The 14,617-nt window shown below is 75.2% G+C and carries 14 protein-coding genes; 8 read left to right on the plus strand and 6 right to left on the minus strand.

Annotated elements, in window-relative coordinates; translation table 11 throughout:
• Positions 1–51 precede the first annotated feature (51 nt).
• Positions 52–2,247: a phage holin family protein gene (locus ACIGQF_RS23065; protein WP_399713214.1), complete on the minus strand. Its 2,196-nt coding sequence runs from the start codon at positions 2,245–2,247 to the stop codon at positions 52–54.
• 201 nt (positions 2,248–2,448) lie between these two features.
• Between ACIGQF_RS23065 and ACIGQF_RS23070 the strand changes: the two genes are divergently transcribed.
• Genes ACIGQF_RS23070 through ACIGQF_RS23080 form a run of 3 tightly spaced genes read left to right on the plus strand, consistent with a single transcriptional unit; the run spans position 2,449 to position 4,514 of the window.
• A complete protein-coding gene (locus ACIGQF_RS23070) occupies positions 2,449–2,991 on the plus strand; it encodes a GNAT family N-acetyltransferase (RefSeq protein WP_399713217.1) in 543 nt (180 codons plus the stop codon).
• Between the two features lie 60 nt (positions 2,992–3,051).
• Positions 3,052–3,834: an MBL fold metallo-hydrolase gene (locus ACIGQF_RS23075; RefSeq protein ID WP_399713219.1), complete on the plus strand. Its 783-nt coding sequence runs from the start codon at positions 3,052–3,054 to the stop codon at positions 3,832–3,834.
• A gap of 56 nt (positions 3,835–3,890) precedes the next feature.
• Positions 3,891–4,514 (plus strand): DedA family protein, encoded by a 624-nt coding sequence (locus tag ACIGQF_RS23080; RefSeq protein WP_399713597.1) that lies wholly within the window; start codon positions 3,891–3,893, stop codon positions 4,512–4,514.
• A 7-nt stretch (positions 4,515–4,521) separates the two neighbouring features.
• Here ACIGQF_RS23080 and ACIGQF_RS23085 read toward each other — a convergent pair whose 3' ends face one another.
• A complete protein-coding gene (locus ACIGQF_RS23085) occupies positions 4,522–5,733 on the minus strand; it encodes an aminotransferase class I/II-fold pyridoxal phosphate-dependent enzyme (protein ID WP_399713222.1) in 1,212 nt (403 codons plus the stop codon).
• A 325-nt stretch (positions 5,734–6,058) separates the two neighbouring features.
• Positions 6,059–6,793, minus strand: a complete 735-nt coding sequence (locus ACIGQF_RS23090) for an ANTAR domain-containing protein (RefSeq protein ID WP_399713225.1) — start codon at positions 6,791–6,793, stop codon at positions 6,059–6,061.
• Positions 6,794–7,141: 348 nt separating this feature from the next.
• Between ACIGQF_RS23090 and ACIGQF_RS23095 the strand changes: the two genes are divergently transcribed.
• Positions 7,142–8,464 (plus strand): PAS domain-containing protein, encoded by a 1,323-nt coding sequence (locus ACIGQF_RS23095; RefSeq protein WP_399713228.1) that lies wholly within the window; start codon positions 7,142–7,144, stop codon positions 8,462–8,464.
• Between the two features lie 21 nt (positions 8,465–8,485).
• On the opposite strand, the gene ACIGQF_RS23100 is transcribed toward ACIGQF_RS23095, so the two are convergent.
• Together ACIGQF_RS23100 and ACIGQF_RS23105 are read right to left on the minus strand one after the other, a co-directional pair.
• Positions 8,486–9,451: a SigB/SigF/SigG family RNA polymerase sigma factor gene (locus tag ACIGQF_RS23100; RefSeq protein WP_399713232.1), complete on the minus strand. Its 966-nt coding sequence runs from the start codon at positions 9,449–9,451 to the stop codon at positions 8,486–8,488.
• 318 nt (positions 9,452–9,769) lie between these two features.
• Positions 9,770–10,288, minus strand: coding sequence for a GNAT family N-acetyltransferase (locus ACIGQF_RS23105; protein ID WP_399713235.1), 519 nt, complete (start codon positions 10,286–10,288; stop codon positions 9,770–9,772).
• Between the two features lie 52 nt (positions 10,289–10,340).
• Between ACIGQF_RS23105 and ACIGQF_RS23110 the strand changes: the two genes are divergently transcribed.
• The 4 genes from ACIGQF_RS23110 to ACIGQF_RS23125 all read left to right on the plus strand — a co-directional run bounded on the left by ACIGQF_RS23110 (position 10,341) and on the right by ACIGQF_RS23125 (position 13,680).
• On the plus strand, positions 10,341–10,772 hold the full coding sequence (locus ACIGQF_RS23110) for a CBS domain-containing protein (protein ID WP_399713238.1): 432 nt from the start codon (positions 10,341–10,343) through the stop codon (positions 10,770–10,772).
• 52 nt (positions 10,773–10,824) lie between these two features.
• Complete coding sequence (locus ACIGQF_RS23115) at positions 10,825–12,306, plus strand: bifunctional phosphatase PAP2/diacylglycerol kinase family protein (RefSeq protein ID WP_399713241.1); 1,482 nt, start codon at positions 10,825–10,827, stop codon at positions 12,304–12,306.
• 130 nt (positions 12,307–12,436) lie between these two features.
• Entirely contained in the window at positions 12,437–13,252 is an 816-nt protein-coding gene (locus ACIGQF_RS23120) for a class I SAM-dependent methyltransferase (RefSeq protein WP_399713243.1), read from the plus strand.
• A gap of 74 nt (positions 13,253–13,326) precedes the next feature.
• Positions 13,327–13,680, plus strand: a complete 354-nt coding sequence (locus tag ACIGQF_RS23125; protein WP_399713246.1) for a VOC family protein — start codon at positions 13,327–13,329, stop codon at positions 13,678–13,680.
• 6 nt (positions 13,681–13,686) lie between these two features.
• On the opposite strand, the gene ACIGQF_RS23130 is transcribed toward ACIGQF_RS23125, so the two are convergent.
• The gene (locus ACIGQF_RS23130) at positions 13,687–14,610 is read right to left on the minus strand and encodes an NADP-dependent oxidoreductase (protein WP_399713249.1); all 924 of its coding nucleotides are present in this window, start codon (positions 14,608–14,610) and stop codon (positions 13,687–13,689) included.
• Positions 14,611–14,617: the final 7 nt, after the last annotated feature.

A 14,617-nucleotide genomic window follows, 5' to 3' on the forward strand; every position in this document is an offset into this window, starting at 1 on the left:
ACGGCCGCGGGCGCCCCACCATCGTCCGGGACCCCGGAGGCCGCCTCAAAATCAGCGCTGTTCCTCCTGCGAGCCGCCCCGGCCGGGCGAAAAAGCTTCGGGCGCCGCACCCCGTGGCCGGATTTCGTTCACGGCGGGCCGGGAACCGTCGCCGGCCGGGCGCCGCTCCGCCGCGGGCGGTTCCCCGGCGGCCGGCGGCTCCCCGACCGGTACCGCCGGGCCGCCGCCCTCGGTCAGCCAGCGCCGGAAGACGTGGTGGACCCGCTCGGCCCCGACCAGTTCCGTGCCCTCCCCCACCGGCGGCGTGAGCTCCTCGGGCCAGAGGAGGAAGGGGTGGGACTGCGGCCCGCCGAGCCCGCCGTGCGAGCCGATCTGCTCCTCGAAGGCGTGCACCTCGCCCGTCTCCGGGTCGCAGCAGGAGTTGATCATGATGTCGGCGACGTGCGGGAAGCCGTCGGTGCGGCGTACGGCGTCCGCGGCGCCCGGCCCGAACGGCGCCAGCGGGTCCTCGCCGGTCACCAGCCCGCTGTCGAGGTGGTGGGCGCCGCCGCGCGGTCCGAGCACCACCGGGCCGTGCTCCTCGGACCGGACGAGCAGGAAGCCGATGCCGGGGTGCTCGGCCAGCGTGCTCAGCAGCGCCGGGTTGCGCCGGTCGATCTGCTCGCGGGTCGCCCGGCCCGCTATCGACGGGAAAGAGACCAGGCCGAGGTTGCCGGAGGCCAGCACGATCGGCTCGGCGGCCCGCCGGGCCCGTCGGGTGGTCTCCTCCGGCTCCTCCTCGGGGCGGCGCAGCGCGGCGCGCGCGGTGTTCCTGGCCTCGGCGCCGGTGGGGCTGCGGCGCGCCCGCCGCGGTACGGGCAGCCCGCAGCCGGCCCGCACCAGGTCCTCCAGCGTCAGCCCGTACCGCCCGGCGAAGGTCTCGCCGGGGCTCTGGCCGTGGTCGGAGAGGAGCACGATGCGGTACGGGCGCGGCGCGTGCCGGGCGACCTTGGCGATCAGCGCGAGCGAGCGGTCCAGGCGCCGCAGCACCAGCCGGGCGTCCCGGCTCGCCGGCCCCGAGTGGTGCGCGACCTCGTCGTACGCGACCAGGTCGGCGTAGACCGCGGTACGGCCCACGAGCATGTCGCCGATCACCGCGGCGACCACCACGTCCCGCTCCACGACGGTCGCGAAGGCCCGCACGAAGGGGTAGAGGCCACCGCGCTTGACCCGGGGGCCGGTCCCGCGGAAGCGGGCCCGCAGCGCCTGGCCGATCTCGCGGAACACCTCGACGACGAAGGAGGCGGCGGTGCGGGTGGCGTTCGCGGGATCGGAGAAGTAGGCGAAGTAGCCGGCCCGGGAGCGGTTGTACCGGCCGCGCCGGGCGGCGACCGAGAGCACCAGCGCGAGCTGCGCCGCGCCGCCGCTGAAGAGGTTGCCGCGGCTGGCGCCGTCCGCGCTGAGCAGGCCGCCGTCGCCGGTCCTGGCCATGGCGCGGCGCTGCAGCTCGGCGGCGCTGGTCGGGCGGTTGCTGACGACGACCTCGCCGGTCTCCTTCTCGTACCAGCGGAAGGCGGGCAGGTCGTGGTTGGTGCCGTGCAGGATGCCGAGCTGGCTGGCCCCGGTCTGGCTGGACCAGTCGGTGCGCCAGGGGGTGAGCGTGTGGGTGCTGCCGGCCCAGGACGCGACGGTGGGCATGAGCGGGTCGGGGCCGGCCAGCGCGTCGGTGAGCACATCGTGCCCGACCCCGTCGAGCTGGAGGAAGACCGTGCCGGGCGGGGCGCCCGCCGGGTCCTGCACCACCGTGTTGCGGCGCCGCAGCGCGAGCCGGGCCAGTCGCCGGCGGTAGGCGTCGTCGTCGCCGACCGCGAGGGCCGCACCGGTCGCCGAGGAGACCGCCGACATCACGGCCGCGACCACCACCGCGGTCTCCGGGGAGGCGGCACCGCGCCCGTCGGGGACCAGCCAGAGCGCGATCAGCAGCAGCGAGCCGTTGAGCCCGAAGACCAGCAGGCCGAGCACGAGCGCGGGCACCAGCAGCAGGGTGCGGACGAGCACCGGCCACACGAGGGCGCCGAGCAGGCCGAAGACGCCGGCGGCGAGGGCCGCGGTGACCGCGATACGGGTGGCGCTGTCGCCGTCGGCGGACTGGAGCCGGAAGTCGGGCAGCGCACCGGCCAGCACGAGCATGGCGACGGTCGAGACCGCCCAGACCGCGATCACTCGCAGCAGGGCACCGCCCGCGCTCCGCCATCGGGGTCGCCGCACTCCGCACTCACCTTTCCTCACCGATGTCCCGGTTACGGGTGTCCGGTACGCGCCTCAGCGTGCCACACCTGCACGAGGGGACGGATCGTGGCGTTACGTCACACGTGCGCATCGGGCATGAGGACGGTGACGGCAGCCGGGGGCGGTCCTCGGGAATCGCTCCGCCGGCGGTCCCATGGACATGATTTGGCAGGATGAAGCGTGATCACTTTGCATACGCAGCGGCTCGTGCTGCGCCGCTGGCTCCCCGGGGACCTCCAGCCGATGGCGACCGTGAACGCCGATCCCGAAGTGATGCGCTGGATCGGGAACGGCGCGACGCGCAGCCTGACGCAGACCGCCTCCGGGATCTCCTCCTGGGAACAGGAGTGGGACATCGAGGGCTTCGGACTCTTCGCGGTGGAGCTGCGGGACTCGGGGGAGCTCGCGGGGTTCACCGGCCTGTCCGTACCGCACTTCCTGCCTCAGGTGCTGCCCGCCGTGGAGATCGGCTGGCGGCTGGGGCAGCCGTACTGGGGCCGGGGCATCGCCACGGAGGCGGCGCGGGCCGCGCTGGACTACGGCTTCCGCGAGCGCGGCCTGGAACGGATCATCAGCATCGCGCAGCGCGGCAACGACGCCTCCGAGCGGATCATGCGGAAGCTGGGCATGCGCCCGGACCTCGAGACGGTCGACCCGACCTGCGGCCGGGCGGTCCGGGTGTACGTCATCGACGCCCCTGACGCGGAGCGCCGGGCGGGGTGAGAGCTACGCTCGGAGGAGCGGACGGAACGGGTACGGGCGGATGAGGCGAGGAGGTCTTCGGTGCCGGTGGAGGTCACCTGGTGGGGACACGCCACCGCGACGGTCGAGGACTCCGGCGTCCGGCTGCTGACCGACCCGCTCTTCGTCCGGCGCCTGGCGCACCTGCGGCGCCGGCGCGGCCCCGTCCCCGACGGCCGCGCCGCGGTGGCCGACGCCGTGCTCATCTCCCACCTGCACTCCGACCATCTCCACCTGCCCTCGCTCGCCCGGCTCGCGCCCGGCACCCGGCTGATCGTGCCGCGCGGCGCGCCGGCCGCGCTCCCGGGGCTCCGCCGTACCGCGGCCGCCGGTGAGCTGCCCCTCACCGAGCTCGAAGCGGGCGAGGAGACGGCGGTCGGCGCGCTGACCGTGCGGGCGGTGCGCGCCGCGCACGACGGACGGCGGCTGCCGTACGGACCGCACCGCGTGCCGGCGCTCGGCTATGTGGTCCGGGGCACGGCCACGACGTACTTCGCGGGGGACACCGGACTCTTCGACGACATGGCCGACGAGGTCGGGGAGTGCGACGTGGCGCTGCTGCCGGTGGGCGGCTGGGGCCCGTTCCTCGGGCACGGGCACCTGGACGCGCACCGTGCGGCGGTGGCGGCTGCCCGGCTCGCGCCGCGCGACGCGGTGCCGGTGCACTACGGCACGTACTGGCCGATCGGCATGGACGCGGTGCGGCCGCACGAATTCCACGCCCCCGGGCAGGAGTTCGCCCGGCAGTCGGCGCTGCTGGCCCCCGAGGTGACGGTGCATCAGCTGGAGCACGGCGGGTCCGCACGGCTGGCGGCGGGCCGGTGAACACGTACCGGGCATCCGAACCCTTGGCCGAACTTGCTTCCCAGGCACCGCAGTTGATGGACCGGATCGCGGCCGCCGTGCCGCCGGAGACCACCCAGCAGGCGGCCGGCTACCCCTCCCTCTTCGTCCTGGTGGTCCTCGGCTCGCTGGTTCCGGTGGTTCCGACGGGCGCCCTGGTCAGTTCCGCGGCGGCGGTCGCCTTCCACCACACCGCGCCGTTCTCGCTGCTGCTGGTCTTCCTCATCGCGTCGGCCGCCGCGTTCCTCGGCGATCTGGGGCTGTACTGGCTGGGTGCGCGCGGGGTGCGGTCGAAGAACGGCTCGCGCTGGCTGGAGCGGCTGCGCGAGCGGTCGGCGCCGGAGCGGCTGGCGCAGGCACAGGCGCGGCTGGAGGAGCACGGCGTCCAGGTGCTCGTCCTGTCCCGGCTCGTGCCGGCAGGGCGCATCCCCGTCATGCTGGCCTGCCTGCTGGCGAAGCAGCCGGTCCGCTGGTTCGCCCGCGGCGACCTGCCGGCCTGCCTGGCCTGGGCGGCGACGTACCAGCTCATCGGCATCCTGGGCGGCTCGCTCTTCAGTGAACCGTGGCAGGGCGTGGCCGCGGCGGTGGGCCTGACGGTCCTGCTCAGCGCGGCACCGGCCGCGTGGCGCCGCATCCGCAGGCCGCACGACCGCACGCCCTGAGGTCCCGTCACGCACCGCCCGCGGGTCCTCCCCCGGACTTCAGTACGGCGTCCAGTTCTCGCAACGAGGCATCCACGGCAGGGACATGGAGCGGGTCGGGGGCGGCCAGGAGGCGCCGGCTGCGGTCCGCGTCCGGGTCGAACAGTGCCTCGGTGCTCAGCCGGACGCGCAGCGCCTTGGGGTCGTCGCCGAAGCGGTGGCCGCCGCGGGCCGCCCAGGGCGCCAGCACCCGCTCCAGTGCGACCGGTCCCGTCACGCCGCGGGCGGCGAACACGGGCCGCAGCGCTTCGAGGTCGGCGTAGAGGTGGTTGCCGGCGTGCGGCGGGCGGCACACGGCGCCGGCCTCGGTGAGCGTGCGGTGCAGTCCGGCGGCGAGCCGGCCGTGCAGCCGGGCCGCCGCCGCGGTCCGCTCCCGTACGGTGGCCGGCTCGGTGAGCGCGTGGCCGACGGCGGCGGCGAGCGGGCCCGGCAGCGGGGTCGCGAGCCCGGACAGCGCGGCGAGCGCCGCGGCGCACAGGGCCTCACCGGGGCCGGTGGCGGGGAAGCGGGCGAGCGCGGCGGGCCATGAGGCAGGCACGAGCGTGACCCGCAGGTCGGCGAGGACGACGACGCTGCCGGGCAGCATCTCGGCGGGGCTGAGCACCACCGTGTCGTGCGGGTCGTGCAGCAGGTCGCGGCGAGTCTCGTCGCTGACGATCCACAGCCCTTCGCCGGCCGCCGCCTCGCACACCTCGTGCAGCTGCTCCGGCGGCGGGCAGGTGCCGGTGGGGTCGTCGGCGACGGACAGCAGCAGCACCTTCGGGTCGCCGCCGGCGTCCCGCGCCCGGTGCACGGCCTCCAGGAGCGTGAACGGATCCGGTACGCCGCCGGACTCGGCCGGTACCGGCGCCGGGTGCACGGCACGGCCCAGCAGCCGGGCCTGCGGCGCGTACCACGCGGCGCACGGGCGGGACACGACGATGTCGCCGCCGGCCGCGGCGAGCAGCGCGAGCAGCAGGGCGGGCGCGCCGGGCCCGGCCAGTACGCGGTCCTCGGTGGTCACCAGGCCGCGGCGCCCGAAGTAACCGCAGGCGGCGGTGCGCAGCGGCCGGGCTCCGCCGGGCGGTTCGGGCGACGTGCGGTCGGCCGCCGCTGCGAGGTGCGCGGCCAGCTCCGGGAGGACGGGCAGCCCCATGGGCGGATCCGGATCCGGGTGCGGCTCCGGGGCGCTCGGCTGCATCCGTACCTCCACTCTCCACGGCAGGGGGGGGGGGGGGGGGGGGGGGGGGGGGGGGGGGGGGGGGGGGGGCGGGGCGCGCGGGGGGGGGCGGGGGGGCGGCGGCGGGGGGGGGGGCCGGGGCGCCCCGCGCGCCGCGGGCGGCGGGGGAGGCGGGCGCGCCGGCGCGGGCCGGGCGCGGGGGGCCCCCCCCCGCCCCCCCCCCCCCCCCCCCCCCGCCCCGGCCCGCCCCCCCCCCCCCCCCCCCCCCCCCCCCCCCCCACCACCCTCGCAGATCGGGGAGGTGCCGGGCGGGAGGACACGTCACCGCCCGGGCCTCGGGCCGCCGTCAGCGCCGGCCGTTCCCCTCGCGCAGCACGCGCAGCTCCCGCTCCAGGCCGCGGCCGCGGGTCCGGACGACGGCGACGGCGAGGTCGTGCAGCTTGCGGTTGGTCCGCTGGGAGAGCCGGCGCAGCATGTCGAACGCGTCGTCCGCGTCGCAGCCCAGCACGTACATCATGATGCCGCAGGCCTGGTCGATGACCGGGCGGGAGCGCAGCGCCGCGTCCAGCCGGCCGACCTCGGCCAGCGCCCGGCGGTAGTTGCGGTCGCGGGCCAGCCCGGTGGCGGCGAGATCGCCGAGCGCCGCTGCCGCGCAGTCGCCGGGCTCGACGGAGAGGCCGGGCCGGAAGCCGTAGACGGTGACGGTGACCGCCAGTCCGTCGCGGAGGTACGGCAGCGTGGTGCTGGAGCGCACCCCGGCCTCCAGCGCCTCGGTGCGGTACGCGGGCCAGCGGTCCTCGTGCAGCAGATCGTCGGAGGTGACGGGGTGTCCGGAGGCGAGGGCGGCCCGGATGGGCCCTTCGCCGGTCTCCCACTGGACGCTGACCAGAGTGGACAGGTCGGGGTGGGTGACGGCGGCGGGCGGATCGTCGGCCACTTCGCCGGTCGTGACGGTGGCCGTGGCGCCGCAGCTGGCCGGGGTGCATCGCGCGGCCACGTCTGCGAGGTTCGCGAGGCTCCGGGCGGACGAGCCCTGGGAGTCGCCGGGTTCGTCCACCGGGCAGAGGGTGTGGGTCACCATTTCCAGTCATTCCCTCGGTCGGTGCGTCGGGCGGGCGTCACGGCGGATCGCCGCGGCTGTCCCCGCATATGTCGGGGGCCCTGCCCGTAGGGACTCGGATGCCCGGCACGCGGGCACGGAAAACGCCGGTATCCCGTCGTTCGAACGCCGTTCACCGGGCTCCGGCCCAAGGGCCCCAGGCGCCTCTCTCATGCACCGCACCGGGGCGGGTTCCGGCCCGGCGCAGCCCTTTCTCCATGACTCGCCGCACGCCCACGACCTGCTGCTTCGCCGAACGGCAGGGGGGTCTTCCGGACGTGATGGGTTACGGGCGGGGCCGGTACCGGCCGGTCCGGATACGGTGTGGGCATGGCCGGGGTAGAACAGTCAGCCGGCGGAGAGCTCGCCGACTTCCGCAAGCGGGTGGAAGAACTGCGGAACGCGCGCACGCTCCCGTCGCAGGAACAGCAGCCGACGCTGGACGCTGCGCTCTTCGAGCTGCAGCACGTCGTCGACGTGCTGCTGCCGCGGTACGAAGGGCTGGCGGGGGCCGAGCGGAACAACCACTCCCGGGCGGGGACGGAGGAGCAGCAGCTGCTGCGCGCGCTGTTCCAGCGGACGCCGTGCGTCGTCGCGTTGCTCGACCCGGACACGGTCGTACGGCGGCTGAACTTCGCGGGCACGATCCTCTTCGGGATGCGCGCGGGGTACGCCACCGGGCGCCCGCTCACCGGCTCGCTGGCCCCCGAGGTGCGGGCCGCCTTCCGGTCCCAGGTCGCCGCGGTGGCCCGCAACGAGGGCGACCGCAGCATGGTCGTCCGGCTGCTCCGTACGCCGGACGGACCCGGGGAGCCGCTGCGGGCGACGATGACGGCGCTGCGCCCGCCGCAGGAGCCGGGCAACGCCGTCCTCACCGTCTTCCACACCGGCGGCGCCCTGCCCGCGTACGACCAGCCGTCGGTCAACGGCACGGAGCACGAGGACGAACAGCGGGAGAACCGCGCGGCACGGCAGCGCGGGAGCACTCCGGCGCCGCCCGCGCAGCGCGCCGCGCCGTCGGCCCGCCGAGTGCCCGACCCGCCCCGCCCGCTCTCCCGCGCGCACCTCGCCGAGGTCACGCAGGGCGCGGAGCTGATGGACCTGCTGGACGACACGACCACGGCACTGCTGTCCGGACCGCCGGAGGGCGCGGCGCCGGACGGCGAGCGGCCGCCGGCCGCGGTGGAGCGGGCCCTGCGGGAGCTGCACGGGCGGTTCGCCGACTGGGTGGTCCTGGACCAGGAGGCCCCCGGGGCCGATGCCGCACGGGACGGGCACGCGCCCGGCGCGCTGCGCCGTTCGCTGGTGCTCGGCCCCGAGGACAGGGACGACCTCGCGGCGGCCCTGGCCGGACAGGACCCGGCCGGCTGCCCGCTCGCCGAGGACACCGCCCGTACCGGCAGCTCGGCCGTCCAGGTACGGCCGGACGACCTGGCGGCCTTCGGGCACGACGCGGCGGGCGCACCGCTGCTGGCGCGCGCCGCCGTCACGTCGTTGCTGTGCGTGCCGCTTCGCGAGCCGGACGGCCCCGTACGGGGTGTGCTCACGCTCTTCCGTACGGGGACCCGGCGCGCGTTCAGTCTCGCCGAGGCCGGTGCCGTCGACCGGCTGTCGCGCCACCTCGGGCTGGCACTGCGCGACAGCCGGCCCTGAGCACCGGGCCCGGCCCTGCGGTCAGGACGCCGCGTACTCACCCTGACGGGCGCCGACCTGGTCGGCGAGGCGCCGGCAGGTGCGGCTGATGATGCGCGAGACGTGCATCTGGGAGATGCCCAGCCGGTCGGCGATCCGGCTCTGCGTCATGTCGCAGAAGAACCGCATGTAGAGGATCTCCCGCTCGCGCTCGGGCAGTTTGCGCAGCTTCGGCTTGACCGCCTCACGGGCCAGCACGAGGTCGAAGCCGGACTCGGACGAGCCGAGCGTGTCCGCCAGCGAGTAGCCGTCGTCGGCACCGGGCAGCTCCGCGTCCAGGGACAGCGTGGTGAAGCTGTCCAGTGCCTGGCTGCCGAGCAGCACCTCCTCCAGGGACATGCCGGTGTGCTCGGCGATCTCCTCGGGGGTGGGCCCGCGGTCGTCCACGCTGCGGGTCAGCTCCTGCCGCGCGGCACGGACGCGGTTGCGCAGCTCCTGCACCCGGCGGGGTACGTGCAGCCCCCACATGTGGTCGCGGAAGTGGCGCTTGACCTCGCCCACGATCGTCGGCACGGCGAAGCTCTCGAACGCGCAGCCGCGGTCGGGGTCGTACCGGTCCACGGCCTTCACCAGGCCGAGCGCCGCGACCTGCTGGAGGTCCTCGGCGGCCTCACCGCGGTTGCGGAACCGCAGCGCGAGCCGTTCGGACATCGGGAGCCAGGCGCAGACCACGCGCTGCCGCAGCTCGTCACGCTCGGGGCCGTCCGGCAGCGCGACCAGCCGCCGGAAGTCCTCCGCGGTGTCGGGAGCGTCGTGATGGGAGTGGCGGCCCCGCTGCCGGGGTGCGGGCGGGGGCTTGTTCGCGGAGACGCGGCGCTGCTTCGTGCGGCGGCCCGGCTTGCCGGGCGGCCTGCTCGGCGCCTGTTCGCTCCGCCGGCGGGTGCTGCGCTGCTCGGGGATGGGTTCTATGGGGGTACGCGCTTCTTCGGCCTGGGGTGTCACGGGCATGGTCTGGGCTCCCTGATCCGTCGACTTCAGAGTCCGTCGAACCCGCGGAAGCACGACCGGTCAGGCGCGCCCGACACAGGAGTCATGTGACTTCCACGGGCGTGCCTCCGGTCCGAAGCACGGTTAGTCGCGTGCCCGGCCCCCAGACCCGTAAACACCTTTGGCGAAACACAGTTCGCCCTGCGCGCCGTGCGTGCGATCCAGCACGCCCTCGACCGGCAGCACTTGCCTCCGGGGTAACCCACCGCAGGCATCCCACACCCGCCGACCAGTACGAAAAACCGCCCCGCGCGGCCTCCTTCGCCGGGCCGAGCCGGGTCAGCCGTCCGTCCGGAGCGGAGGCGCGGGTGCTTCGTAGAACCGGACGGTGACCGGTGCCGGGCCGCCCCAGTCCTGCTGTTCGGTGCCGGCGGGCCGCCAGCCGTGCCGCTCGTAGAGCGCGATCGCCGCGGTGTCGGTGGCGTTGACGGCCAGTACGGGCCGCAGCCCGGCGGCCGTCGCCGCGTCCGTCACCGCGCGCAGCAGCCGGCCGCCGAGTCCCCGGCCGCGGGCCGCCGGGGACACGTACAGCCGGCCGACCTCGCGCCCGCACAGCGCGACGTGCCCCGCCACGCGCCCGGCGCCGTCCTCGGCGACCCAGGCACCGGTCAGCCCGTCCGGGGTCAGCCAGCCCGCCGGATCGGCCGGCCAGGCGTACGGATATCCGCTCTCCAGATGCACTTCGCGCAGCACCCGCACGCACGCGGGAAGGTCCGCCGCGCCCCGTCGTCTGATCACCCGCTCATCGAACCACGCGCCGGGCATGGCGGGGAGCGTGCCGGGTACAGCCTCCAGCATCCCCGCAGCAGGCCGGCCGTCGGAGCAGGACGAGGAAGAAGGCGATCAGGCAATGGCACAGTTGGTACGGGAAGTCATGACGCCGGCCGTCACCGCCGTCCACCCCGACGCCTCGCTGGTGGAAGCGGCACAGCTCATGCGCGCGCACGACATCGGCGACGTACTGGTGGCCGAGGACGGCAAGCTGGTCGGCGTGGTCACCGACCGGGACATCGTGCTGCGCGCCGTGGCGAACGGGGTGGATCCGCTCGGCGTGCCCTGCCTCGCGGTCTGCACTCGGGAACCGGTCACCGTCGGGCCGGAGGAGCCGGTTTCGGCCGCGGTGTCGCTGCTGCGCCGGAAGGCGGTGCGACGGCTGCCGGTCGTCCGGGACGGCGCCCCGGTGGGCATGGTGAGCATCGGGGACCTGGCCCGGGCGCAGGATCCGGATTCCGCGCCGGCGGACATCAGCCGGGCCGCGGAGGGCGGGCCGGACCGGCGCTGAGCCGTCCGGGACCCTGTCGTCTGCGTCGGTCCCGTTGGGGTACATGTGGCTCATGCGCACTGTACTGAGCACCTGGGACCGCAAGACGTTCAACGGGGTCGCCACCCGGCACTGGCCCGGCGCGGACCGGGTACTGCCGAAGCTGAGCCGGGCCGCCGACCACGGGCTGCTGTGGCTGGGGTCGGCGGCGGCAGCGGCGGCGTTCGGCGGCCGCCCCACACGCCGGGCGGCGCTGCGCGGCGTCGCCTCGCTGGCGGTGGCGTCCCTGACCGTGAACACCCTGGCCAAGCGCTCGGTGCGCCGGGAGCGGCCGCTGCTGGACACGGTGCCGGTGATACGGCAGCTCGCCAAGCAGCCCTTCACCACCTCCTTCCCCTCCGGGCACGCCGCCTCCGCCGTGGCCTTCGCGACCGGTGTGGCGTTCGAGAACAAGTGGTGGGGGCTGGCGCTGGCGCCCCTCGCCGCCTCGGTCGCCTTCTCCCGCGTCTACACGGGCGTCCACTACCCGGGCGACGTGGTGGCGGGCGCCGCGCTGGGTGCGGGCGCGGCCTTCGCGGTACGCGGGTTCGCGCCGACCCGGGCCCTGCTGGCGCCGCCCGCCAGGCCGCGCGCCGACGCGCCCGCACTGCCGGACGGGGACGGGCTCTTCGTCGTCACCAACCAGGGCTCCGGCCAGCGCACCGGCTCGCACAGCGACCAGGCCCAGGTCATCCACGACGTGCTGCCGCGCGCCGAGGTGACCGAGTGCGGCCACCAGGGCGCGGCGCCGCTGGACAAGGCGCTGGAGGCGGCGGCCGAGCGGGCCGCCGAGCGCGGCGGCGCGCTCGGCGTGCTGGGCGGGGACGGCACCATCAACGCCGCGGCGGCGGTCGCCAGGCAGCACGGGGTGCCGCTCGCGGTGCTGCCCGGCGGCACCCACAACCACTTCGCGTACGACCTGGGCGTGGAGACCATCGCCGCTGCGGCCCGCGCGGTGGAGACGGGCGAGGCCGTCGCGGTCGACCTGGCACGGTTCCGGCCGGGTGCCGGGCAGGAGTCGACGCACTTCCTCAACACCTTCTCCATCGGTGCCTACCCGGAGCTGGTGCGGATCCGGGAGGAGTGGGCCGGGAAGATCGGCGCCTGGCCGGCCGGGGTGCTGGCGGCCTGGCAGGTGCTGCGGACGGCCGAGCCGGTGACCGTGGAGATCAACGGCCGGCGGCGCGAGCTGTGGACCCTGTTCGTCGGCAACTGCGCGTACCGGGGGCTGGGTTCGGCGCCGGTACGGAGGCACGACCTCGCGGACGGCGTGCTGGACGTGCGGATGGTGCACGGTGGCCGGCTGGCCCGTACCCGGCTGCTCACCGCGGCGGTGACCGGTGCGCTGCGGCACACCCCCGTACTGAGCGAGGCGCGGCTGCGGACGCTGCGGATCGGCGGCCTCGCGCCCGGTACCGACCTCGCGTACGACGGTGAAGTGTCGCCTGCCGCCGAGGAGTTGACGATCGATAAGGAGAACGAGGCGCTGGTCGTCTACCGCCTGCTCCCCGAGTGAACCGGCCACGGCGACCCGAACCTCGGTCCATATTTTGATACGCGACTCTCATACTTCGAGATTGCGGCGTACGGTGTGATCACGGCGCGGCCGCGCGCCGTGACCGCATCGAGCATGCGAAGGAGCAGCCATGTCTCAGGAGTCCGCCGTCTACACCCACGGCCACCACGAGTCCGTACTGCGCTCGCACACCTGGCGCACCGCCGAGAACTCCGCCGCCTACCTGCTGGACTCGCTGAAACCGCACATGAAGGTCCTGGACGTCGGCTGCGGCCCCGGCACCATCACCGCCGACCTGGCCGCGCTGGTCCCGGACGGCTCGGTGACCGGCCTGGAACACGCGCCCGGCGTGCTGGAGCAGGCCCGTGCGGTCGCGGACGAACGCGGCCTGACCAACGTTCACTTCGCGGTCGGCGACGTCCACGCACTGGACTACCCGGACGACACCTTCTGCGTCGTCCACGCCCACCAGGTACTGCAGCACGTCGGCGACCCCGTACAGGCACTGCGCGAGATGCGCCGGGTCACCAAGCCGGGCGGCATCGTCGCCGTGCGCGACAGTGACTACGCCACGATGACCTGGCACCCGGCGGTCCCGGGCATGGACGAGTGGCTGGACCTGTACCGGCGGGTGGCCCGCGCCAACGGCGGCGACCCGGACGCCGGGCGCCGGCTGCGCTCCTGGGCGCTGGCGGCCGGCTTCGCGGCGGCGGACGTCACGTGCACCGCGAGCGCGTGGTGCTACGCGACCGACGAGGAACGCGCCTGGTGGAGCGGGTTGTGGGCGGACCGCACGCTGGCCTCGACGTACGCCCGGCGGGCGACCGAGGGCGGGCAGGCGACGCAGACGGAGCTGGAGGCGATCAGCGCCGCCTGGCGCGAGTGGGGCACCAAGGAGGACGGCTGGTTCGCCATGGTGCACGGCGAGATCCTGTGCCGCGTGTGAGGACTCTCTGAAGGTCCGTGCGCCGATCCGATCGGATGATCGCGCCGCCCCGCCGCGCCAACTAGGCTCGTCCCATGGACATTCTGGGAACCTCACTGCGTGTGTGCGTCAACGACCTCGATGCCGCGATCCCCGTGTACGAGCGGCTGACGGGCGCGCAGGCGCAGCGCTTCCAGCGCGGCGGCGTGGCCGTCGCGGCGGTCGGCTGCTTCTTCCTGATGAGCGGCCCCGAGACGGAGCTGTCCGTACTCCGCAAGATCACCGCGACGATCGCGGTGACCAACGTGGACGAGGCCGTGGACGATCTGAAGGCGGTGGGCGGGGAGATCATCGCGGGTCCGCTCGCCAGCCCCGCCGGCCGGAACATGGTGGCCCGCCACCCGGACGGCTCGATCTTCGAGTACGTCGACCGGGTGGCGATCACCTGAGGACGGTCAGGAGAGGTCGAGCACGATCTTGCCGCGGGCCCGGCCCGACTGACTGCGGCGGAACGCCTCGGCCGCCTGCGCCAGCGGCAGCGCCGTGTCGATGTTGACGGTGAGCTGCCCCGCGTCGGCGAGGTCGGCGAGCGCGGTGAGGTCGGCGCTGTCCGGGCGCACCCACACCAGGTGACCGCCCTTGCCGACGACGTCGTTGTCGACGACCGACGCCACCCTCTTGGGATCCTTGAGCACCTGCTGGGAGATGTCGACCGCCTCGCCGCCGACGAAGTCCGCCGCCGCGTCCACGCCCTCGGGGGCCAGCGCGCGCACCCGCTCCGCCAGGCCCTCCCCGTACGTCACCGGCTCGGCGCCCAGCGAGCGCAGGAAGTCGTGGTTGTGCTCGCCCGCCGTGCCGATGACGCGGGCGCCCCACGCCACGGCGATCTGCACCGCGAACGCGCCGACGCCGCCCGCCGCCGCGTGCACCAGCACCGTCTCGCCGCTGCCCACGCCCAGCCGCTTCAGTGCCTGGTACGCCGTGAGCCCGGCAAGCGGCACGCCCGCCGCCTGCTGCCAGTCCAGCGCCGCCGGCTTGCGGGCGAGGGTCCGCACCGGCGCGGCGACCAGCTCGGCGAACGTCCCGTGCTGGACCTCGTCCTTGCGGACGTAGCCCATGACCTCGTCGCCGACCCGGTACTCGGTGGCGTCCATCCCGACCGCCTCGACGACGCCCGCGACGTCCCAGCCGGGGATCAGCGGGAAGTGCACGTGCATGATCGGGTCGAGGTAGCCGGCGAGGATCTTCCAGTCGACCGGATTGACGCCGGCCGCCTTCACCCGGATCAGGACCGAGTCGGGCGCCACCTTCGGGTCCGGCTGGTCGGTGAGGGCGAGAACGTCGGGGTCGCCATAGCTGTCGGTGGTGATTGCCTTCATGCCCCGT

This window comes from Streptomyces sp. NPDC053560 (assembly GCF_044544605.1).
GTDB lineage: Bacteria > Actinomycetota > Actinomycetes > Streptomycetales > Streptomycetaceae > Streptomyces.